Consider the following 21,053-nt stretch of genomic DNA (forward strand, 5'->3'; position numbering starts at 1 on the left):
AAACCACCAACACCATCGACCTCGACCACATCAAGACCTACGACCCACACGGACCCAGCGGACAGACCAGCACCACCAACCTCGCACCCCTCGGACGCTACGGGCACCGAGTGAAGACCCACGCGCGCGGATGGAGCGTGCGCCGGATCGACAACAGGACCCTCGAATGGAAGACACCCCACGGCTTCACCTTCCACGTCGACCCCACCGGCACCCACCGAACCGACCCATGACTCGCCGCGACCGCAGTTGAGCCACCGCGCAGATTCGGACGAGTGGCGGCTAGCTGCTGCCGCGAGCTCCGGGTTGCGGATCGAGCGGGCCGCGTGAGGCGGGCGGCGTGATGACGGCAGATGTGACCTTGGGTGGGACGGCGCGGGGTGGGGTGGCGCGGGATGGGATGGCATGGGGCCGGGCGGGATGGGTTTGCATGCGGGCGCTAGCTAGCTCGGTTGCAGGAGTCGGGTGATGGTTGTGTTGAGGGTCTTGTTGGCGGTTCGGGTGGTGAGGCGGGCGGCGGCGACGGATTCGCCGGCTGCGTGGCCGAGGGCGATGAGGGTGGTGACCAGCCAGTGGGCGGGGAGGTCGCGGGTGATCTCGCCGGCGCGTTGGCCTCGGCGGATCAGGCGCTCCAAGCGGTCCGCGACCGGGTCATGGCGCTCGTCGCGGGAGCCGAGCTGTGGCGGATTGTGGGTGCCGGCGTGCGGTAGGTGCAGGAGGAGAGGGTGGCGTTCGAACGTTCGCCATGCCAGGTCGATGAGGCGTAGCACGTTGCCGAGTGCCGGTCCTTGATCGAGGTCGAGGGCGTCGATCGCTTCCAGTGTCTCGGCTGTGAGCTCGTCGAGGGCGGCGTTCAGCAGTACGTCGCGGGACGAGAAGTGCGCGTACACGGTCTGTCTGGTGACGTGGGCCGCCTCGGCGATCCGTTCCAGGCTCGCGTCGGGCTGCTCGTCGAGCAGGACGATCGCCGCCGCCAGGATCGCCGTACGGCTTCGGTCCGCATCCGCTCGGCGCCGGCGTCGTACCGGCTTGTTCTCTGACACCTTGTCAAGGTTAACGGATCTGCTTATCTTTGACGTCATGTCAGATTTAAGCGCACGGGAGTTCGTCGCGGACTTCTTCGAGTCGTTCACCAGGGAGGTCGTCGCGGGCGGTGACGCCGAGGCGGTCGTGGATCGGTACTACACACCTGATATCGAGCAGATCGCCGACGGCATCACGCTCGACCGGCAGCGGCTGATCGACCACCTCCGCCCGGTGCGGAGGAACGTGGTCTCCTGCTCGTACGACGTGCACGAGGCGATCCGTACGAGCGACCAGGTGGCTGCGCGATTCACGATTCACGCGGAACTGCGGCGCGGGCGAACGATCGCGACCGAGGTGTACCTGTTCGGCGAGTTGGCACCGGACGGCCGAATGCGCCGTACGACGCAGGTGACCCGCGATGTGAGTACGTCGTGAAGACGTTCCGGGTGCTGGGTATGACTTGCAGTCACTGCGTCGGGTTCGTCACCGAGGAGCTCGAGACGCTGCCGGGTGTCGAGTCGGTGCGAGTGGATCTGCCGACCGGAATGGTTGCCCTCGTCACCGATGGACCTCTCGATGCAGCCGCCGTACGTACGGCGGTGGAGGCGGCCGGCTACGAGGTCGAGGAGTGAGGCGGGATCAGCCGCGATCAATGGGCGGGTGACGATCAGGCAGGTACGGCGCTGGTCGTCACCCGTCGGCGTCAGCGGACGGTGAAGCCGGCCTTGCGGAAGGCGTCGGCGAGGGAGGTCTCGTCCATCGGGGTCTCGGGCTGGTTGCCGCGACCACCGGATCCCCGGTTGCCGCCACGGCCACCCTGGCCACCCTGACCACCTTGACCGCCGCCCTGACCGCCCGGGCCACGCCCCTGACCGCCGGACCCGCCGGGCCCGCGACCCTGACCGCCGGGCCCACGTCCGCGACCGCCGCCCTGACCGCCTTGACCGCCGCCTTGGCCGCGGTTCTGGCCGCCCGACTGACGCCCGCCTTGGCCGCCTCCTTGGCGTCCGCCGGAGCCGAGTTCGTCGTCCAGGCGCAGCGTGAGCGAGATCCGCTGGCGCGGGATGTCGACCTCGAGCACCTTCACCATCACGATGTCACCCGGCTTGACCACCTCGCGCGGGTCCTTCACGAAGGTCTTCGACAGCGCCGACACGTGCGCCAGCCCGTCCTGGTGCACACCGATGTCGATGAACGCACCGAACGCGGCCACGTTCGTGACCTGGCCCTCCAAGCGCATCCCCGGCTTCAGGTCCGCGATCTTGTCCACGCCTTCGGCGAATACCGCGGTCTTGAAGGCAGGCCGCGGGTCCCGGCCCGGCTTCTCCAGCTCGGCCAGGATGTCGGTGACCGTCGGCAGACCGAACATGTCGTCGACGAAGTCCGCCGCCTTGAGCCGCTTCAGCTCCGCCGACCCGATCAGGCTCTTCAGGTCCGAACCGGTCGCGTCGAGGATCCGCCGTACGACGGGGTACGACTCGGGGTGCACGCTGGACGCGTCGAGCGGGTCGTCGCCGTCGGGGATCCGGAGGAACCCGGCCGCCTGCTCGAACGCCTTCGGCCCGAGGCGTGCCACGTCCTTCAGCGCCGTACGGGACGCGAACGGGCCGTTGACGTCGCGGTGCTGGACGATGTTGTCCGCCAGGCCGGGCGTGATGCCGGAGACCCGGGTGAGCAGCGGCGCGGACGCCGTGTTCAGGTCGACGCCGACTGCGTTCACGCAGTCCTCGACGACCGCGTCGAGCGAGCGGGACAGGGAGTTCTCCGGGAGGTCGTGCTGGTACTGGCCGACGCCGATCGACTTCGGGTCGATCTTCACCAGCTCGGCCAGCGGGTCCTGCAGCCGCCGCGCGATCGAGACCGCGCCGCGCAGCGAGACGTCCATCCCCGGCAGTTCCTGGGACGCGAACGCCGACGCGGAGTACACCGACGCCCCGGCCTCGGACACGACGGCCTTGGTGAGCTTGAGCTCCGGGTGCTTGGCGATCAGCTCGGCCGCCAGCTTGTCGGTCTCGCGCGACGCCGTACCGTTGCCGATCGCAATCAGTTGTACGTCGTGCGCGGCCGCCAGCGCGGCGAGGGTGGCGATCGACTTGTCCCACTGGTTCTGCGGGACGTGCGGGTAGATCACGCCGGTGTTGACGACCTTGCCGGTCGCGTCCACGACGGCGACCTTCACGCCGGTGCGGAAGCCCGGGTCGAGGCCCATCGTGGCGCGGGTGCCGGCCGGGGCGGCCAGCAGCAGGTCACGCAGGTTGGCCGCGAACACCCGGATCGCCTCGTCCTCGGCGACCTGCCGCAGCCGCATCCGCAGATCGATGCCGAGGTGCACGAGGATCTTCGTCCGCCACGCCCAGCGAACCGTCTCGACCAGCCACTTGTCGGCCGGGCGGCCCTGGTTCTCGATGCCGACCTTGCGGGCGATGGTCGTCTCGTACTCCGTCGGTCCGTCCGCCTCCACGCCCGCGGGCAGGGGCTCGACGGTGATCGTCAGTACGTCCTCCTTCTCGCCGCGGAACAGCGCGAGGATCCGGTGCGACGGCATCTTCGTGAACGGCTCGTCGAACTCGAAGTAGTCCGAGAACTTCGCGCCGTCGGTCTCCTTGCCCTCACGCACCGCGGAGGCCAGCCGGCCCTGCTCCCACAGCCGTTCCCGCAGCGAGCCGATCAGGTCGGCGTCCTCGGCGAACCGCTCGACGAGGATCGCCCGGGCGCCGTCGAGGGCGGCCTGCGGGTCCGGGACCTCGGCGTTCACGAACACCGCGGCGGCGGCGATCGGCTCGACGTCCGGGTCGGCCATCAGCCCGTCGGCGAGCGGCTCGAGGCCGTTCTCGCGGGCGATCATCGCCTTCGTCCGGCGCTTCGGCTTGAACGGCAGGTAGATGTCCTCGAGCCGCGACTTGGTGTCGGCGGCCAGGATCGACGCCTTCAGCGCGTCGTCGAGTTTGCCCTGGCTCTCGATCGAGTCGAGGACGGTCTGCCGGCGCTCCTCGAGCTCCCGCAGGTACCGCAGGCGCTCCTCGAGGGTGCGCAGCTGGGCGTCGTCCAGCATCCCGGTGACCTCTTTGCGGTACCGCGCGATGAACGGGACCGTCGACCCCTCGTCCAGCAGCGCCACCGCTGCCCGCACCTGGTTCTCACCGACCTCCAGCTCCCCGGCGATCCGCTGCTCGATCGACTGCACCACCACGTCCGATTCCCCTCTACCGACAACACCCGGCGAGCGTTCTGCCACCCTGCCGGACCCACATCCTTCCCCATCCTGCCCTCACTCCGAAACTCGATCCCCCACCCTGTGGACAACCGCGGTACGACGAACTCCCCGCGACCGGTGTGGTCGCGGGGAGTTCGGTTGGCGGGTCAGGCGGCTTCGCAGGCGAGTTCTTCGGTCTCGGTGGCCGCGGTGGCCGGCTTGGCGGGGCGCATCACGGTGACGGCGATGGCAACCGCGGCAGCGACGATCACAGCGGCGATGGCGAAGGACAGGTGGTAACCGTCGGTCAGAGCCTCCAGGGCGGGCTTGGTGTCGGCGACCGAGGCGGTGCGGGTCGCGGACAGCGTCGCCAGGACGGCCAGGCCCAGGGCGGCGCCGACCTGACCCATGGTGCCGATGAGGCCGGAAGCCAGACCGGCGTCCTCGGGCTTCACGTCCGACATCGACAGGCCCATCAGAGCCGGGAAGCAGACGCCGCCGCCCAGACCCAGCAGAGCCAGCACCGGCAGGACGTGGACGAAGTAGTTGCCACCGACCGGAGCCTGCGTGAACAGGGCCAGCCCGACCACGATCAGCGACAGTCCGACGATCAGCGGACGGTGCGGACCGAAGCGCATCACCAGCTTCTCGGAGTACCTCACCGACAGCAGCCCCATCACCACGGTGGTCGGCAGGAACGCCAGTCCGATCTCCAGAGCGTCGTACCCGAGCACACGCTGCAGGTAGAGCGAGCCGAGGAAGAAGATGCCGAACATCCCGGAGGCGGACAGCGCTTGGACCAGGTTCGCGCCGCTCAGGGTGCGGGAGCGGAAGATCCGCAGCGGGACGAGCGGGTTGGCAGCGGTCGCCTCGCGGACGATGAACCCGGCCAGCAGGACCAGCGTCACCCCGGCCAGCACCACGGTCTGCCCGGCGGTCCAGCCCAGCTCGGCGGCCGGCTTGACGATCGTGTAGACACCGACCATCAGCGCCGCGGTGATTAGCACAGCACCCGGTACGTCGGTTCCGCGGCCCAGCCCGAGGCCCTTGTCTTTGTCGATCACCTTGACGGCCACGACCGCGGTCAGTACGCCGATCGGCAGGTTCACGAAGAAGATCCAGTGCCAGTTGATCGCCTGGGTCAGGACGCCGCCGGCCAGCAGACCGATGGACCCGCCGGCCGACGCGACGAAGGCGTAGACGCCGATCGCCTTGGCCTGCTCGCGCGGCTCGGGGAACAGCGTCACGATCATGCCCAGGATCACCGCGGAGGTCAGCGCGCCGCCAACACCCTGGATGAAGCGGGCGATGACCAGCACCTCCTGGGACCCGGCCAGACCGCAGAGCACAGAGGCGGCGGTGAAAACGACCAGTCCGGCGACGAAGACGTTCCGCCGGCCCAGGAGGTCGCCGAGACGGCCGGCCAGCAGCAGGAGGCCGCCGAATGCGATCAGGTACGCGTTCACCACCCACGCGAGGGAGGAGCTCGTGAAGCCCAGGTCGTCCTGGATGGCCGGCAGGGCTACGTTCACCACGGTCACGTCGAGCACGATCATCAACATGCCCGCGCAGAGGGTGTAGAGCGCCAGCCAGCGCGAGCGGCCGCCCTGCGCAGCCGGCGCAGTCGCCAGGGTGTCGGTCGTCGCGTACATTCCGGTCTCCTTGCAGTTCGTCGTAGTGGCCTTACACCTCTACGTCGAACCAGAAGGAGTCAGATTGACACGTCTTCAGAAGTTTTTTCTCGAGGCGGCCGAGACAGGGCGTACGCCGTGAGCGCCGGGACCAGTGCGGACCCGACCAGAAGCAGTGTCGGCACCACGGCCGCCAGGGCGAACCAGGTGAGCAGTACGACGACCCCTCCGGCTACCGGGAGTGGTCGACGGAGCAGGAACAGGTTGGCGGACCGGAACAGCGACTTGAACGTGGAGTTCTCCGGCGCTGCAGGCAGGATCGCCAGACCGCTGAGGTACAGCCCGAGGATCATCCCGGTGAGCGGGACCAGGATCAGGAGCGCGAAGATCCGCGCCGGTCCGGTGGCATTCGCCCAGAAGGAGAGGCCGAACGCCAGCATCACGGCCCCGACCCACAGACCGAACGCGGGCAGCCAGAACCGCTTCATCGCCCAGCGGAACTCCTTGAAGAACCGCCGCATCAGCTTCGGCTTCTCCTGGCTGATCGCGTCCGGCACCACCCGCTGCAGCGCGAACGCGGCCGGGAACACCGTCAGGAGACCCAGGCTGATCACCACGAAGACCAGTTGCAGCATCAGCAGGTCGCCGACGACCGCGAGCCTCGACAGCACGCTGGTCGTCCGGTTGGCCTTCTCCACCGATCGTCTCCTCGTTCCGTACGGGCGGGTCCTGATCGTATGATCACGAACAATCACGGAGAGACCAGGGGGCTGCATGCTTGCACAGGAGCGCCACGAACTGATCCTGCGCAGCCTGCGCCGGCACGGCCGGCTCCGGGTGGCCGACCTGGTCGCCGAGCTGGGTGTCTCCGCGATCACAGTACGCCGGGACCTGGCCGAACTGGACTCGGCCGGCCTGCTCCGCCGGGTGCACGGCGGCGCGATCGGTACCGGGACCGCCGAGCAGGGGACGCACGGCAGCCGCCTGACGATCGGCATCGTCGTACCGAGCGCCGCGTCGTACTACTCCGACGTGATCCGCGGCGCCGAGGCGATGGCCGACCGGTACGGCGCCCGCCTGGTCCTCGGCGTCTCGGGGTACGACGTGGCCACCGAGCGTGAGCGGCTCGACAAGGTGCTCGGGATCGGGGTCGCCGGGCTGCTGATCAGCACCGCGCTCGGCGACGGCGACGCGGACCGGCTGGACACGCGGCTGGACGACATCGACGTACCGGTGGTGCTGATGGAGCGCGCGTTCGGGTTTCCACAGGTGGCCCGCGAGTACGACCATGTCCGCACCGATCACGCGTACGGCGCGATGGTGGCGCTGCGGCACTTCGTGGCGCTCGGGCATCGCCGGATCGCGATCAACCTGCAGGCCACGGTCACGGCGTACTGGCTGCGCCGGGGGATCGAGTCGGCCGCGAAGGCGCTCGGCGTCGAGGTGTTCCTCTCGCCGGTCGACCTGCCGATGCGCGGCGACGACCCCGGTGCGATCGGGCAACTGGACGCGTTCCTCGCCGAGTGCGAGTCGTTCGGCAGCCGCGCCGTACTGGTCCACTCCGACGAGCACGGCGCCCGCCTGGTCGAGCGCGCGATGGAGCTCGGCCTCCGGGTCCCCGAGGACCTGGCCGTGATCGCCTACAACGACGTGACCGCGTCGCTGGCCGTCGTCCCGCTGACCGCGGTCTCGCCGCCCCGCCGCGCGCTCGGCGAGACCGCCTGCGACCTGCTGCTCCGCAAACTCCAGTCCCCGGCCTTCCCGGTCCAGCACCTGAGCCTGCTTCCCACACTCAACATCCGCACCTCCTGCGGGATCGCGACGGCGGAACAACACCTCTCCGCGTTCCGATCCTGATCGAATGTGATCATTCGAGCGATGAGGTATTGACGAGGAAAGCCCTTTCCCATACTTTCGCTGCACTCGAGGGGTCGCGGGCCCCCGGCTGAAACAGGCAGCGAAGGAGTTCCCCTGTGAGACGAGGTGTGGGACTGACCTTGCTGGCCGCTGCGCTCAGCGTCGTGGTCAGCAGTTGTGGCAACGGGGTGATCGACAAGAGCACGGACGGTGTCCCGCCGGCCGAGGCTACCGGGACCCTGCGGGTGCTGATCCCGTCGTTCCCGCCGAGTACGAAGGGCCGGGACGCGTTCCAGAAGGTCGTCGACGACTTCCACAAGACCTATCCGAAGATGAAGGTCGAGCCGGACTTCGCGACGTACAAGAACCTGAACGAGAAGCTGTCGACCTCGATCGCGGCCGGGATCCCGTACGACGTGGTCGTCACCGGTGTCGGCTGGGTCCAGCCGTTCGCGTCGAAGCGGATCTTCGAGGACCTCGGCAAGTACGGCGTCACGCCGGACGTGATCAAGGAGAAGAGCACCCCGGCGCTGATCCCGGCGGTGACCTACGACAAGAAGCTGTACGCGTACCCGCTGGTCGCGGACGCCCGGGCGGTCGCGCTGCGCAAGAGCGCGTTCATCGAGGCCGGCCTCGATCCGTCGAAGCCGCCGACCTCGCTGGCCGAGATCAAGACCGCGGCCGAGAAACTCACCAAGCGGGACAAGAACGGCAACATCACCCGCAGCGGGTTCGACCTCGCCTCGGCCACCGGCTTCCGGCAGTCGTTCACCACCTTCCTGGCCTCGACCGGTACGCCGCTCTACGTCGGCGGCGAGCCGAACTTCGACAACAAGGCGGGCCTGGACACGCTGCTGTGGATCAAGTCGATGATCAACAACGTCCAGCCGTACGGGCAGACCAACGCCGCCCAGCAACCACTCGTGCTCACTGGTGAGGCCGCGATGGGCATCGTCAACGGCGGCGTCGACTGCTCGGCCGACGGCATCGGCCAGAAGAACTGCGACGACCTGGAGTTCTTCCGCTTCAACAGCGGCAAGGAGATCGAGTACGTCGGCGGCGACCTGGCCTCGATCGGGTCCCGCAGCCGGCACAAGGACGCGGCCTGGTCGTTCATCCAGACCCTGACCACGACGGCCAGCCTGGACGCGATCGCCAAGCTGAACAAGAAGGTCCCGGCCTACAAGGACGCGAGCAACTCGCCGCAGGCGAAGTCGAACCCGCTGAGCCAGTTCGTCGCCGACGGCCTGAAGTACGCGGTCAACGAGAACGAAGTTCCGTCCAACTGGCTCGAGATGCGCGGCAACTTCGACATCCAGCTCACCCAGGCGGTCCTCGGACAGAAGGATCCCGCGAAGGTGCTGCACAACCTGGCAGGACAGTCCCGATGAGCACAACACTCGAACGTCCAGCACTCAGCACGCCCCGCAAGGTGAGCCCGTCCAAGGACGGCCGGACCCTGATCCGCAGTCAGGTCCGGGCCGGCTGGGCTCTGCTCGCCCCGGCCTTGCTGCACTCGGCCGTCTTCATCGTGGTCCCGGTGATCGCCGTCCTGGTGCTCAGCCTCACCGACTACAGCTTCGGTGACACCTGGGCCTGGGTCGGGTTCGGCAACTACGCCGACCTGTTCCGCGACGTCGACTTCCTGGCGTCGCTGTGGCACACCGTGCTGTACGCGATCGTGGTGATCCCGATCTCGATGGCGATCTCGCTCGCGGTCGCGGTCGGGCTGAACCAGAAGATCCGCGGGCTCAGCTTCTTCCGGACCGCGTTCTACATCCCGACCGTCACCGCGACGGTCGCCGTGGCCACCATCTGGCTGTGGATCTACAACCCGGGCTCCGGGCTGGCGAACGGGTTCCTCAGCTTGTTCGGGTTCGCTCCCAACCGCTGGCTGGCCGACCCGGCGACCGCGTTGCCGTCGCTGATGGTGGTCGGCATCTGGCAGGGGCTCGGCACCAAGGTGATCATCTACCTGGCCGCGCTGCAGGGCGTCTCCCGCGACCTGCTCGAGTCGGCCGACCTGGACGGCGCCAGCCGCTGGCAGCGATTCGCGAACGTCACCTGGCCGGCCATCGGCCCGGTCCAGTTCTTCGTCCTGATCACGTCGATCGTCGGCACCTTCCAGGTGTTCGACCTGGTGTACGTGATGACGCAGGGCGGGCCCGGATCGGAGACGCGGGTGCTGGTGATGGACATCTACCAGAACGCGTTCCAGGACCTGAAACTCGGCTACGCGTCCGCCGAGACCGTGATCATGATGCTCGTGATCGCGATCTTCATCGCGGTCGGGCGCCTGCTCCAGAAGGCGGATGCCAATGACTAGCTTGACCGTCGCGGCGTCGAAGCCGCCGGTACTCCGGCCCGGCCGGATCGTGCTGTACGTCGTTCTCACGGTCGGCGCGATCCTGATGATCACGCCGTTCGTCTGGATGTTGCTGACCGCGTTCAAGAGCAACCTGGAGATCGCGAAGTTCGGCTGGCTGCCGTCGGAGCTGCGCTGGCACAACTTCGTCGAGGCGATGCAGACCGCGCCGTTCCTGCGGTACTTCCGGAACAGCCTGTTCATCGCGGTCGGCGAGACCGCGTTCACGCTGGCGGTCTGTACGACGGCGGGGTACGCGCTGGCGAAGCTGCCGATCCGGGGCGGCAAGACGCTGCTGAACTACTTCATCGTGCTGCTGCTGGTGCCGTTCCAGATCATCCTGGTGCCGCTGTTCCTGATCGTGAAGTCGATCCCGCTGTTCGGCGGGAACAACATCCTCGGCCAGGGCGGGATCGGCTGGCTGAACTCGTGGTGGGGCCTGATCATCCCGCTCGGCGCGGCGCCGTTGTTCACGTTCCTGGCGCGGCAGTTCTACGTCTCGCTGCCGGACCAGCTGGCGCAGGCGGCCCGGGTCGACGGGCTCGGCGAGTTCGGGATCTTCTGGCGGATCATGACGCCGCTGGTGAAGCCGGCGCTGATCACGATCGCGGTGTTCCAGATCGAGGCGGCCTGGAACGGGTTCCTCTGGCCGTTGATGATCACCACGTCGGACGACATGCGGCCGCTGCAGCTCGGACTGGCGATCTTCTCCCAGAACCCGGCGGAGATCCAGTGGCCGTACCTGATGGCCGGTACGGCGCTCGCGACGCTGCCGATGATCGTGCTGTTCGTGTTCGCCCAGAAGCGGTTCGTCGAAGGAATGGCGAACGTCGGCATCAAGGGCTGACAGATCCGGGGGCAGATCCTCGAACAGGTGCTCACCCCGCCCCGGGTGAGCACCTGCGAGGCCCCCTCCACATGCGGTGGTCCCGAAGAAACACCGGAACTTCCCACTAGGTCCCCCCTGCTGGGTCGTTCACCCGTTTATCGGCGGAGTGTGCCGCTCGTTACAGCATTCGTGAGGATTTTTCGCCGGTTCCCGAAATGATTTCCCGAAGACGGCAGGAAGCACGACTGATCGCGACGACTTGTACACAGTCAGTGCAGATGGCTGTGGACGACGTACCGGATGATCGGCTCGAGGTCCGTCGTACCGAGAAGTTCCAGCGCGTTGGTGGCGCGGAGCGTGGCGAGGCCGTGGATGTTTGTCCACAGGGCGGTGGCGCGGAGGGCGGCGTCGGCCGGGTGGAGCTGGGCGACCAGGTCGACGAAGTTCTGGAACAGCGGGAGCGAGGTCGCGCGGAGGTTGCCGCCGGCGCCGGCCAGGAGGTCGTGGCGGAAGATCAGGTCGAACATGCCGGGGCGTTCCGCGGCGAACTGCAGGTAGTTTCTGGCAGCCACTACCAATTGTTCCTCGGGCGGTCCGTCGGTCGGCGTACCGAGCCGGGCGGCCAGATCCTGCAGCCCGGTGGCGGCGATCGCGGCCAGCAGCGCGTCATGGGTCGGGAAGTAGCGCCGCGGTGCGCCGTGCGAGACGCCCGTACGGCGGGCGATCGCGCGCAGCGTCAGGTCGGCGAGGCCGTCCTCCTCGAGGAGTTCGACCCCGGCCTGGACGAGCCGATCCGGCAGGGACACATACGGTAGTATCGCCGACGTGACTGCCGGGTCGGCTTCTTCCAGCCATTACCGAGTTGGGTCCCCGGCTGCGTTCTGAGCGCCGCGCGGGCCCCGCCCGCTTCTCTGATGTCTGCGAATCCCTTTCACGACACCAGAGAGAAGCGAATCCTGAACGATTTCACCGCACAACTCATCGCGGAGTTCCAGGCGAACGACGGTCGCGTCGGCGGGCCTTTCGAGAACTCCAGGTTGTTGCTTTTGACAACCACCGGCGCGCGGACCGGCCAAGCGCGTACCGCGATCCTCGGGTACTACCCGGACGGCGACCGCGTCCTCGTCGTCGGCTCGGCCGGCGGCAGCCCGAAACACCCGGCCTGGTACCACAACCTGCTCGCCGATCCGTCGGTCCACGTCGACCTCGGGCTCTTCGAGTACGACGCCACGGCCGTCGTACTGCGGGGCGCCGAGCGGGACGAGGTGTTCGCGCGGCTCGTCGAGGCCGATCCGGGGTGGGGCGAGTACCAGAAGGGAACCACGCGAACTCTTCCGGTGGTGGCGCTCGTCCAAGAACCGGGGCCGCCACCTGTCCGCGGGTCGTTTGCGGAGGTACTGAAGACCATCCACGCCGCGTTCCGGCGGGAACTGGCCTTGATCCGGCACGAGATCGCGACGTCCGGGACCCTGGGCGCGCAGCTCCGCATCAACTGCCTGACCATGTGCCAGGGCCTGCACTACCACCACACCGGCGAGTCGACCGGGCTGTTCCCGGCCCTGGTCGAGCAGCACCCGGAGCTGACGGACGTGATCGCCGTACTGCAGAAGGAGCACGACGAGATCGCAGTACTGCTCGCGGAGCTCGAGCAGTTGGTCAGTTCAGACCTCCTGGCCCAGGTGGACGAGCTGATCGCCCAGCTCAACGCCCACCTGGACCGCGAGGAGGCAGCGCTCCTGCCTTATCTATAGGGGCTTCTGCGCGAGGAGGGCGTAGGAGTTGGGGAGCCGGCCGGACCACGCTGCAGCGGTTGTGTCGTCCTGCGGGCGCCAGAACGGTTCGGCGTACTCCTCGAGGATCTGGAGTCGTAGGCCGGCTCTGGTGACCGCGGTGACGATCTGGCCGAGCGTCCACTGCCACTCCTGGGCGCCGTTGCCCGGGAACGTGTCGTTGACGTGGGACTCGGCGAAGTAGCTCCGGTCCGGCCGGATCCGCGGCTCGTCCTCGTCCCAGGTCCAGAGCGGTACGGCCGGGTGGCCCTCGTACACGAAGAGGTGTCCACCCGGCCGCACCACGCGCGCCGCATCGCGCGCCCACGCGTCGATGTCACGCATCCAGATCAGCGCGCCCTTGCCCGTGTACACCAGGTCGGCCGACGCATCTCTGATCGGCACGCCGGGCACCTCGGCCACGACGTACTGACAGCTCACTCCCACGTCACCCGCCCGTCGCTGCGCAGCACCTGCCGCCACCGAGCTGTAGTCGACCCCCACGACGCTCTTGGCTCCGGCTTTCACCAGCGCCACGTCATCCAGCCCATGCCCACTCTGGAAGTGCACCACCACCGGAGCCTCCGCCAGCACGGGCGCCAACAGCTCCCGCTCCCGCGCGAACAGCCTGCCTTCCCCACGCGCCTGCTCAAGCAGCTCGTCGTACTCCCGAACATGCTTCATAGAAGCCTGCTCCCACACGGCTCGGTTGCCCGCCACGACCTTGTCCATCCACACAGTCAGCCCGACCCATCGCCTGCGGGCAACCGCATTTCACTCGTTGTGGAGAACCTCGGCGATGGTGGTGCGGGCGGCTGTGCGGGCGGGGAAGTAGGCGCCGGCCGCGGAGATGACGATGCCGGCGAGGACCAGGAGGGCGAGGAGACCGGCTGGGTAGACGTCGAGCATGAAGTCCGGGAGTTCTATCTGGGCTCCGTTCGCCATGGCGGGGACGACCAGGCGGTGGGCGATGATGCCGAACGGGATGCCGAGCAGGCCGCCGATGGCTCCCAGCGCGATCATCGAGGTCACGACCATCCCGGTGACCTGTGCAGGCGTCATACCGATCGACTTGAGCATGCCCAGGTCGCGGCGGCGTTCGCGGGTGTTGAGTACGACGGTGTTGAACACACCGAGCGCCGCAACGGTCCCTAGCATCAGCGTGAGCAGTACGACGGTCGCCAGTACGACGGCCACGAACGTGCCGGCGTCCTGGCCTTCCGTCTCCTGGAGCCCGGAGTCCTTCGCCTGCACGGCTTGGACTACTGCGTTCAGGTCCGTCCCGGGCTTCACGTTGACCTCGTAGATGTTCGCCCGCAGCTCAGGTGCGATCAGCGCGAGGGTGGCCCAGTTGGACAGCACCTCGTCGGCGGAGTTGTACATCGCCTTCCCGACGATCTGCGCCCGTACCGTCTTGCCCTTCGACTGCAGTGTGATCGTGTCGCCGACGGCCAGACCGCGTTGCTTCAGGAAGCGTTCCGACACCACCACCTGGCCCGGGCCGTCGAACCAGCGCCCGGCGAGGATGCGGTAGCCGGTCTGATCGAAGTCGCCGCGGTAGAACGACACGCGGAGGTCGGCCTGCGTACCCACCAGCCGCATCTCCAGGTCCGCCATCGCCGCCACTGACGTGACACCGGGCGCAGAACGCAGTGCGGCCTCGTCCTCGGCATCGGTCAGCTTCGCACCAGGTGGCGCGTTCGGTCCTTCAGGCCCGGAGCCGTTGGGTCCGGCGAAGATCGTCAGGTCAACAGCGCCCGCTCGGCTCGCAGCGGTCTGGTACGTCGTCAGCGACTTCCCCAGTCCCACCGCCAGCGTCACGCTGGTGACACCGAGCACCACAGCCGCCAGCGTCAGCGCCGTACGTCCAGGACGGGCGAAGGGCAGCCCCAGCCCCAGACTGACCGGCCTGGGCAGCCGGGTGCCGCTCAGCCACCGCTGCACCCGCAGGCCTCGTCCAGCTCGCGGCGCGCTCCCGGCACTGATCGCCTGCGCCGCTGACAGGCTCCGGGCCCTCAGAGCCGGCAGGAGTGCGGAGAGAGCGACGAGAGCAGGTACGCCGAGCAGCGTGGCTACGTCGACCCAGATCGGGACAGTGGTCCCGCCCGCGCCGTAGTTCTCGAAAGCCCTGGTCAGTAAGGAGGTGGCGAGTACGTTGCCTAGGACAACACCGCCCGCGCATCCGATGACAGCAGGGATCGAAATCATCCCGAGGTACACCGCCATCACCTGTGTCGGCGTGAACCCCAGTGACTTCAGCACACCGATGTGCTTGAAGCCTGCGACCACTGCACCGCTGACGACGTTCGCCACGATCAGTACGGCGACAGCAAGGCCCAGCCATCCGAACACCATCAGGAACGGTACGAACGTATTCGGCTGACCCGCTGTCAACGCCCGCAACGCCAGGTACGACTGCGTACCTAGGAGGGCGTCGCTAGGCAGTCCTTTGGTCACGGCTTGCTGGCCGGCCGTCACCTCGGCGTTCGTGGCGGCGTGGGTGAAGCGGTAGAGCATCTGCGTCGACGTCGGGTGCAGTGCGTTCAGCTGCTCCGGCGTGACCCACGCATCGGCCGACTGGCTCACGCTGTACGCGAAGCCGACGATGGTGAGCGTCTGACCGCCGGCGGTCATCGTCCCGTTCAGCTGCGGCGCACCGCGGCCGTTGGACTCGGTCGGGTTCCGGTTGAGCACGATCTCGCCGGGCTTGGTCGCCCAGCGGCCCTTCCACACGTTGAGCCGGTCGACGGCGCCGCCGGGATCCGCGCGGCCCACCGTGACCAGTGACCCCATCATCGCGGGCTGAGCGAGCTCGAGCGTCGCCTGCGGGAACGGTCCGCCGACAGCCGCCGCACTCCGCGCAGCCTCGGTCAGCTGCGCATCAGTCACCTTGCTGCGGTCGTACGACGCAGTCAGCTGCGAACCGCTCTGCTTCGCGTACGCGCGGTCGAACGGGCCACTCGACGCGGCCAGCAGGCCTAGTGCGACGACGATCATCGTGGTGGAGAGCAGTACGACCACGCCGATCACCACGGTCTGCACACGACGCCGTCGTACGGCCGCTCGCGCGACAGGCCAGACGGCGCTCACGCCGTACGCTCCAGGCTGCGTTCACCGGCGATCTGCCCGTCGACGAAGTCGATGACCCGGCTGGCGCACCGTGTCGCGAGCTGCTGGTCGTGTGTCACCAGCAAGAGGGTCTGGCCGATTTGGTTGAGGTCTAGGAGCAGGTCCATCACCTGCTCGCCGGCACGAGTGTCGAGCGCGCCTGTCGGCTCGTCGGCCAGGAGGATCGCTGGGCGGTTCATGAGCGCGCGGGCAACCGCGACTCGTTGCCGCTCACCACCACTGAGCTGTGAGGGGTAGATGTTGCGGCGACCGGCTATGCCCAGCTCCTCGAACAGCTCGAGTGCGCGCTTCCGTGCGTGCGCCGCCGACGTACCGGTGAGCTGTGCGGCCAGTGCGACGTTGTCGAGCGCGGACAGGTCGTCCAGCAGGTTGAAGAACTGGAAGATCATCCCGATCCGTCTGCGCCGGAACAGCGCCAGCCCCTTCTCGTCCAGCGCGCCCAGGTCTTCGCCGTGCACCACGACGGACCCTGACGTCGGCCGGTCCAGTCCGGCGACCATGCTGAGCAGGGTCGACTTGCCACTGCCGGACGGTCCCATCACCGCGACCGCCTCACCGGCGTGGATCTCCAGCGACACTCCATCGAGTGCGGCGGATTCGCCGTACTCCTTGCGTACGGCGGTGAGCTGTACGACCGCCTGTCCGTTGTCCTCCGTCATGCTGCTCACGCTAGGGCCGGCAGGCGACCGCTGACGTCAGCCTGCCGGGGTAATGTCCGCGCGCTGTCATCCTGGAGATGTACGGCGGTGCGTCTGGCGGATGATGCGATGTGGCCAACGGCTTTGGGACAGTGGTCTCGTGATGTGGTTCCTGGTGGTGCTGCCGGCCTTGGTTGCCGCTCTGCTCGCGCTCTTGTTGTTGCGCGCTCAGCGTGCTCACGGTCGCGCGCTGGAGGAGCGCGGGTGGCTGCTGGAGCGTGAACGGGAGACCGCGGCGCGCAAGGCGGTCGACGCGGAGAGGGCGCGGATAGCGCACGACCTGCACGACATCGTGAGCCACAACGTCAGCGTCATGGTCATCCAGACCGGTGCGGCCCGGCAGGTGCTGGGAACCTCACCGGACGAGGCCGAGGCAGCTCTACTCGCGGTAGAAGCCGCAGGCCGCGACACCATGGCTGAGCTGCGCCATCTGCTCGGGCTACTCGCACCGAAGGCTGACGGCGTCGAGGACGACGCCTTGGCCCCTCAGCCGAGCCTGACTCGTTTGAGCGAGCTGATCGACCGCATCGCGTTCGCGGGTCTACCTGTCGAGGTACGGATCTCCGGCGACCCGTACCCGTTGCCGACCGGTGTCGACGTCACGGCGTACCGCATCATCCAGGAGGCGCTCACCAACGCCCTCAAGCACGGCGACGGTGTCAGGGCCGAAGTGACCGTCCGCTACGCGCCGCACGCGTTGCGGGTCGAAGTACTCAACTCCGGTCCGAGCGTCCTGACTGGTAGCGGCCGTTCGGTGGTCTCCGAAGGTGACGGCCGTGGGCTCCTCGGCCTCAAGCAACGCGTCGGCGTGTACGGCGGCCAGCTCGACGCCCGCCGGCGCCTCGGCGGCGGCTTCCGCGTCCGCGCCAAGCTCCCACTGGAGCGCCCATGACGACGCGTGTGGTGATCGCGGACGACCAGGCCCTGGTCCGCACCGGCTTCCGGATGATCCTCACCGCCCGCGGCATCGAGGTCGTCGGCGAGGCCGCGGACGGTGCCGAAGCAGTGGACGCCGTACGGCGCCTGCACCCGGACGTCGTCCTGATGGACATCCGCATGCCCACCATGGACGGCCTCGAAGCCACCCGCCGCATCCTGGCCACCCCGACCGACTGCCGCGTCCTGATCCTCACCACCTTCGACCTGGACAGCTACGTGTACGCCGCACTGGCCGCCGGCGCCAGCGGCTTCCTCCTCAAGGACGTGACCCCCGAACACCTGGCCGCGGCCGTCCGCCTGGTCACCACCGGCGACGCTCTCCTGTCCCCGTCCATCACCCGCCGCCTCGTCGAGCGCTTCGCCACCCCCGAAACCACCCAACCCGCCCTCCACCGCGACCTGTCCAACCTCACCCCGCGCGAACTGGAAGTCCTCACCCTGATGGGCCAAGGCCTCTCCAACGCCGAAATCGCCACCGCCCTCACCCTCAGCGAAGCCACCGTCAAAACCCACGTGGCCCGGATCTTCGCCAAGCTCAACCTTCGAGATCGCTCCCAAGCCGTGGTCCTCGCCTACGAAACCGGCCTCATCACCCCCGGCGACCATTGAGCGCCGGCAGTAGCCCAACGGTTGCTTACGGCAACCGTCGCTGGACCCGTGCCTACCTGCCGCTCCGGGTCTAGCCTCGGTAATGGGGTGATGTGCTCCCCCCGTTCAGGAGTAGGGGGCAAGGGGATGACTGTCACGGTGACGACGCTGAAGGGCGTCGAGACGAAGATCGGCAACGAGATGCTCGACGAACTCCGGATGACGATCCGGGGTGACGTGCTGACGCCGGAGGACCCGGGCTATGCGGGGGTTCGCTCGGCCTACAACGCGATGTATCCGGGGAGGCCGTCGCTGGTCGTACGTCCCAGCGGGACCGCGGACGTGATCAGCGCGATCAATTTCGCCCGGGAGAACGGTCTCCTGGTCGCTGTTCGTGGAGGTGGTCACTCGGTCGCCGGGCTCTCGAGTGTCGACGGAGGGTTGCTCCTCGACCTCGCCCGGATGAACGGCGTCGACGTCGACCCCGAGGCCCGGACGGTGCGGGTCCAGGGCGGAGCGCTGATCGGCGACATGGACCACGAGACCCAGGCCTTCGGGCTCGTCGCCCCGAGCGGCGTCGTCTCCGACACCGGCGTCGCGGGGCTGACACTCGGCGGCGGCGAGGGATGGGTTCGCCGCCAGTACGGGCTGGCGATCGACAACCTGTTGTCCGCCCAGGTGGTGTGCGCGGACGGGCAGGTGCGGACGGCGTCAGCGGACTCGAATCCTGATCTGTTCTGGGCAATCCGCGGCGGCGGCGGCAATTTCGGCGTGGTCACCTCGTTCACGTTCCAATGCCGGCCGGTGGGCCCGACGGTGGCGTTCGCCGGCGTCTTCCATCCCGTCGAGGACGCCGAGAACGTGTACCGGCAGTTCCGCGACTGGGCCGCGACGGTGCCCGACGAGATCTCGGCCCTGATCGGATGTACGACGCTCCCGGCCAGCGAGCACACACCGCCGCAGATCCACAACGTACCGATGATCGTCACCGGCGCCGTGTACTCCGGCGACCCGGAGGAGGGCATGAAGATCATTCAGCCCCTCCGCGACATCGGCACCCCACTCGCCGACATTTCCGGCCCGCTCCCGTTCGTCGGTGTTCAGACCGCCTTCGACGAGTTCTTCCGGCGCGGAACGCTGCGCAGTTACTGGAAGTCGACGTTCGTGGAGGATCTCACCGACCCGATCCTCGACATCATCGTGGCCAAGGCCCGCAACCGACCGCACGACCGGGTCTTCGTCATCGCCTTCCTGATGGGCGGCGCGATCAATCGGGTGGGAGCAACCGACACCGCCTACAGCGAGCGATCGGCGAAGTGGATGGTGTCGATCGACGGCAACTGGGAGGACGCCGCCGACGACGACAAGGTCATCTCGTGGGTCCGCGGCGCGTGGGGCGAGGTCCACGAGCACGGGACAGGTTCGCTGTACCTGAACTTCAACAGCGTCGCCGACGAGGCAGTCACCGTGGGCGTCGAGAGCGCTTTCGGCAGCAACCTCGAACGGCTCGCCGCGATCAAGACGACGTACGACCCGGACAACTTCTTCCGCCTGAACAACAACATCACCCCGGGAGCCTGAGAGAAGGGCCGGGCGCACCAAGCGTCCGGCCCTTCTGGGGGCGCCGGTGACCCGTGGCTCGCCGACAATCACGGCGTGCAGATCAATCGCCGTGCGTTCGGGACGCTGGCCGGTGGCGTCGTACTCGGGGTTCTGGCCGGATGCGACAAGCCCGACGCCGCGGCGAGCCTCCTGGAGTGGATGCGCCGGCTCGACGGCGTCGAGAAGGCCGAACTGGCCGGCGCCGCCGACAGCAGGTACATCCTCCTGACGCTGGCGAAGCAGCGGTCGGATAAGGACGTGACCTCGCTGATCGCCAAGGTCAGGGAGGAGTACGCGCAGCGCGAGGACGAGGACGTCCCCAGAGTTGAGCTGGAGATCGACACGTTCCGCGCCGAGTTCTACATGTCCCTTCCGAACAGGGACGAGGACGTGGCGCGGGTTCTTTGGCTCCGTCGTGACGGCCGGGCGACGGCGTCGACGTACGGATCGTCGGGGCTGATCGTGACCGCTCCACCGGCCGCGGTGGCCGGAGTCGCCGTCGGACTGGACCAGGTGGTGCCGAGCGACGGCGGCCGGCGTACACACCGGGTCGAATCCGCAAACCGCGAGGTCGTGGTCCAGTGGACCGACAGCCCCAGTCTCAACTTCCGCCTCGATCGCGATGCGACCCAGCATTTCGTCGATCTGCAGCGGCGGTTTCCGCACCTGACCGGGTGGATCGAGGCGCCGGACAGCCGGGCAGGCGTCTACTTCTCGGCCGCTGACATCGGCCTGGACGCCCTGCTGAAGACGTTGCCGACCCTGGCGATCGCGCGGCAGTTCAGTGAGCTGGAACTCGGCTGGGGACCGGCCCGGGCGCGCTACACCGACTTCGCGAAGGCGTTCACTCCTCAGGTCCGCAGACTGACCGCGGACCTGATGAAGATCCCCGACGTCATTCAGATCGATCTCGGTGCCGACAGGCCGAGATCGGTCACCGTTCGGAACGGCGCCGGGTACGTCGCCGCGGTTGCGAGCCTGCGCAAAGGCTGGGGCTCCTACCTGCCGATCGACCTGGTCAGAAGGCGATCGCGATTCGTCGGGAAACTGAGCAACCCGGTCTTCACGGGCTCACCGTTCGACACCGGCCCGCAGTACCGGGTCCACGTGGCCGTTGCCGACGTCGCCGGGGTGACCGGGGTTCAGGTCGGCCCGTCGGCCGCCAACCTGACCATCGCTCACGACATCACCGACGCCGACCTCACCGCGGCCCTCAAGGCGATGACCGAACTCCCGGCCACACACCAGATCAACCTGTACGTGAGCCAGGATCCGGACTTGCTCGCGTCCGCGGTCCTTGGCCAGGTGGTCAGCCGCACCTACCGACCCCCAGTCCCCACCCCGGCCGAAGTCTCCCCGACCCTGATCACCCGCGTCACCAAGACCTGCGCCCGCGTATTCCAGCCCTGAACCTGTTGCCGATTGGC

19 protein-coding genes and 1 pseudogene are annotated in these 21,053 nt (G+C 68.0%); 12 read left to right on the forward strand and 8 right to left on the reverse strand.

Annotation, left to right across the window (positions count from 1 at the left end; translation table 11 throughout):
- A pseudogene (locus tag E0H50_RS43105) lies at nucleotides 1-233 on the forward strand (HNH endonuclease); the annotation flags it as partial.
- A gap of 210 nt (nucleotides 234-443) precedes the next feature.
- On the opposite strand, the gene E0H50_RS24985 reads toward E0H50_RS43105, so the two are convergent.
- Nucleotides 444-1,043: a TetR/AcrR family transcriptional regulator gene (locus E0H50_RS24985; RefSeq protein ID WP_238151189.1), complete on the reverse strand. Its 600-nt coding sequence runs from the start codon at nucleotides 1,041-1,043 to the stop codon at nucleotides 444-446.
- A gap of 37 nt (nucleotides 1,044-1,080) precedes the next feature.
- Between E0H50_RS24985 and E0H50_RS24990 the strand changes: the two genes are divergently transcribed.
- Entirely contained in the window at nucleotides 1,081-1,461 is a 381-nt protein-coding gene (locus E0H50_RS24990; RefSeq protein WP_131292736.1) for a nuclear transport factor 2 family protein, read from the forward strand.
- Nucleotides 1,458-1,658 carry a heavy-metal-associated domain-containing protein gene (locus E0H50_RS24995; protein WP_272948518.1) on the forward strand — a complete coding sequence of 67 codons (201 nt, stop codon included), beginning with the start codon at nucleotides 1,458-1,460 and terminating at the stop codon, nucleotides 1,656-1,658. Before E0H50_RS24990 ends, E0H50_RS24995 begins: the two co-directional genes overlap by 4 nt.
- A gap of 71 nt (nucleotides 1,659-1,729) precedes the next feature.
- Here E0H50_RS24995 and E0H50_RS25000 read toward each other — a convergent pair whose 3' ends face one another.
- From E0H50_RS25000 to E0H50_RS25010, 3 genes are all read right to left on the reverse strand, one after another.
- Complete coding sequence (locus tag E0H50_RS25000; protein ID WP_131292740.1) at nucleotides 1,730-4,216, reverse strand: Tex family protein; 2,487 nt, start codon at nucleotides 4,214-4,216, stop codon at nucleotides 1,730-1,732.
- Nucleotides 4,217-4,386: 170 nt separating this feature from the next.
- Entirely contained in the window at nucleotides 4,387-5,871 is a 1,485-nt protein-coding gene (locus tag E0H50_RS25005; RefSeq protein ID WP_131292742.1) for a DHA2 family efflux MFS transporter permease subunit, read from the reverse strand.
- A 59-nt stretch (nucleotides 5,872-5,930) separates the two neighbouring features.
- The gene (locus E0H50_RS25010; RefSeq protein ID WP_238151190.1) at nucleotides 5,931-6,548 is read right to left on the reverse strand and encodes a DUF624 domain-containing protein; all 618 of its coding nucleotides are present in this window, start codon (nucleotides 6,546-6,548) and stop codon (nucleotides 5,931-5,933) included.
- A gap of 76 nt (nucleotides 6,549-6,624) precedes the next feature.
- On the opposite strand from E0H50_RS25010, the gene E0H50_RS25015 reads away from it, so the two are divergent.
- The 4 genes from E0H50_RS25015 to E0H50_RS25030 all read left to right on the forward strand — a co-directional run bounded on the left by E0H50_RS25015 (nucleotide 6,625) and on the right by E0H50_RS25030 (nucleotide 10,919).
- Nucleotides 6,625-7,707 carry a substrate-binding domain-containing protein gene (locus tag E0H50_RS25015; RefSeq protein ID WP_131292745.1) on the forward strand — a complete coding sequence of 361 codons (1,083 nt, stop codon included), beginning with the start codon at nucleotides 6,625-6,627 and terminating at the stop codon, nucleotides 7,705-7,707.
- A gap of 116 nt (nucleotides 7,708-7,823) precedes the next feature.
- Nucleotides 7,824-9,098 (forward strand): extracellular solute-binding protein, encoded by a 1,275-nt coding sequence (locus tag E0H50_RS25020; RefSeq protein WP_131292746.1) that lies wholly within the window; start codon nucleotides 7,824-7,826, stop codon nucleotides 9,096-9,098.
- A complete protein-coding gene (locus tag E0H50_RS25025) occupies nucleotides 9,095-10,033 on the forward strand; it encodes a carbohydrate ABC transporter permease (RefSeq protein ID WP_131292748.1) in 939 nt (312 codons plus the stop codon). Before E0H50_RS25020 ends, E0H50_RS25025 begins: the two co-directional genes overlap by 4 nt.
- The gene (locus E0H50_RS25030) at nucleotides 10,026-10,919 is read left to right on the forward strand and encodes a carbohydrate ABC transporter permease (RefSeq protein WP_131292750.1); all 894 of its coding nucleotides are present in this window, start codon (nucleotides 10,026-10,028) and stop codon (nucleotides 10,917-10,919) included. Before E0H50_RS25025 ends, E0H50_RS25030 begins: the two co-directional genes overlap by 8 nt.
- Nucleotides 10,920-11,170: 251 nt before the next feature.
- On the opposite strand, the gene E0H50_RS25035 is transcribed toward E0H50_RS25030, so the two are convergent.
- Nucleotides 11,171-11,707: a TetR/AcrR family transcriptional regulator gene (locus E0H50_RS25035; RefSeq protein ID WP_202868326.1), complete on the reverse strand. Its 537-nt coding sequence runs from the start codon at nucleotides 11,705-11,707 to the stop codon at nucleotides 11,171-11,173.
- Nucleotides 11,708-11,815: 108 nt separating this feature from the next.
- Between E0H50_RS25035 and E0H50_RS25040 the strand changes: the two genes are divergently transcribed.
- Nucleotides 11,816-12,652, forward strand: a complete 837-nt coding sequence (locus E0H50_RS25040; protein ID WP_238151191.1) for a nitroreductase/quinone reductase family protein — start codon at nucleotides 11,816-11,818, stop codon at nucleotides 12,650-12,652.
- Here E0H50_RS25040 and E0H50_RS25045 read toward each other — a convergent pair.
- The 3 genes from E0H50_RS25045 to E0H50_RS25055 all read right to left on the reverse strand — a co-directional run bounded on the left by E0H50_RS25045 (nucleotide 12,647) and on the right by E0H50_RS25055 (nucleotide 16,458).
- Nucleotides 12,647-13,354, reverse strand: a complete 708-nt coding sequence (locus E0H50_RS25045) for a class I SAM-dependent methyltransferase (protein WP_238151192.1) — start codon at nucleotides 13,352-13,354, stop codon at nucleotides 12,647-12,649. The genes E0H50_RS25040 and E0H50_RS25045 overlap by 6 nt on opposite strands.
- Nucleotides 13,355-13,444: 90 nt before the next feature.
- The gene (locus tag E0H50_RS25050; protein WP_131292756.1) at nucleotides 13,445-15,760 is read right to left on the reverse strand and encodes an ABC transporter permease; all 2,316 of its coding nucleotides are present in this window, start codon (nucleotides 15,758-15,760) and stop codon (nucleotides 13,445-13,447) included.
- Nucleotides 15,757-16,458, reverse strand: coding sequence for an ABC transporter ATP-binding protein (locus E0H50_RS25055; RefSeq protein ID WP_131292758.1), 702 nt, complete (start codon nucleotides 16,456-16,458; stop codon nucleotides 15,757-15,759). The genes E0H50_RS25050 and E0H50_RS25055 overlap by 4 nt, the downstream gene beginning before the upstream one ends.
- A 142-nt stretch (nucleotides 16,459-16,600) precedes the next feature.
- On the opposite strand from E0H50_RS25055, the gene E0H50_RS25060 reads away from it, so the two are divergent.
- The 4 genes from E0H50_RS25060 to E0H50_RS25075 all read left to right on the forward strand — a co-directional run bounded on the left by E0H50_RS25060 (nucleotide 16,601) and on the right by E0H50_RS25075 (nucleotide 21,036).
- Entirely contained in the window at nucleotides 16,601-17,389 is a 789-nt protein-coding gene (locus E0H50_RS25060) for a sensor histidine kinase (protein ID WP_131293158.1), read from the forward strand.
- On the forward strand, nucleotides 17,386-18,045 hold the full coding sequence (locus E0H50_RS25065; protein ID WP_131292760.1) for a response regulator: 660 nt from the start codon (nucleotides 17,386-17,388) through the stop codon (nucleotides 18,043-18,045). Before E0H50_RS25060 ends, E0H50_RS25065 begins: the two co-directional genes overlap by 4 nt.
- Nucleotides 18,046-18,171: 126 nt before the next feature.
- Complete coding sequence (locus E0H50_RS25070) at nucleotides 18,172-19,605, forward strand: FAD-binding oxidoreductase (RefSeq protein WP_131292762.1); 1,434 nt, start codon at nucleotides 18,172-18,174, stop codon at nucleotides 19,603-19,605.
- Between the two features lie 75 nt (nucleotides 19,606-19,680).
- A complete protein-coding gene (locus tag E0H50_RS25075; protein ID WP_131292764.1) occupies nucleotides 19,681-21,036 on the forward strand; it encodes a hypothetical protein in 1,356 nt (451 codons plus the stop codon).
- The last annotated feature ends 17 nt before the right edge of the window (nucleotides 21,037-21,053 follow it).

The organism is Kribbella sindirgiensis, from assembly GCF_004331435.1.
Taxonomy (GTDB): Bacteria; Actinomycetota; Actinomycetes; order Propionibacteriales; family Kribbellaceae; genus Kribbella; species Kribbella sindirgiensis.

Excerpts from the sequence above, each read along its gene's own strand:
- E0H50_RS24990 (WP_131292736.1), top strand. The coding sequence starts at position 1,081 with ATGTCAGATTTAAGCGCACGGGAGTTCGTCGCGGACTTCTTCGAGTCG.
- E0H50_RS25005 (WP_131292742.1), bottom strand. The coding sequence starts at position 5,871 with ATGTACGCGACGACCGACACCCTGGCGACTGCGCCGGCTGCGCAGGGC.
- E0H50_RS25015 (WP_131292745.1), top strand. The coding sequence starts at position 6,625 with ATGCTTGCACAGGAGCGCCACGAACTGATCCTGCGCAGCCTGCGCCGG.
- E0H50_RS25025 (WP_131292748.1), top strand. The coding sequence starts at position 9,095 with ATGAGCACAACACTCGAACGTCCAGCACTCAGCACGCCCCGCAAGGTG.
- E0H50_RS25030 (WP_131292750.1), top strand. The coding sequence starts at position 10,026 with ATGACTAGCTTGACCGTCGCGGCGTCGAAGCCGCCGGTACTCCGGCCC.
- E0H50_RS25040 (WP_238151191.1), top strand. The coding sequence starts at position 11,816 with ATGTCTGCGAATCCCTTTCACGACACCAGAGAGAAGCGAATCCTGAAC.
- E0H50_RS25045 (WP_238151192.1), bottom strand. The coding sequence starts at position 13,354 with ATGAAGCATGTTCGGGAGTACGACGAGCTGCTTGAGCAGGCGCGTGGG.
- E0H50_RS25055 (WP_131292758.1), bottom strand. The coding sequence starts at position 16,458 with ATGACGGAGGACAACGGACAGGCGGTCGTACAGCTCACCGCCGTACGC.
- E0H50_RS25060 (WP_131293158.1), top strand. The coding sequence starts at position 16,601 with ATGTGGTTCCTGGTGGTGCTGCCGGCCTTGGTTGCCGCTCTGCTCGCG.
- E0H50_RS25065 (WP_131292760.1), top strand. The coding sequence starts at position 17,386 with ATGACGACGCGTGTGGTGATCGCGGACGACCAGGCCCTGGTCCGCACC.
- E0H50_RS25070 (WP_131292762.1), top strand. The coding sequence starts at position 18,172 with ATGACTGTCACGGTGACGACGCTGAAGGGCGTCGAGACGAAGATCGGC.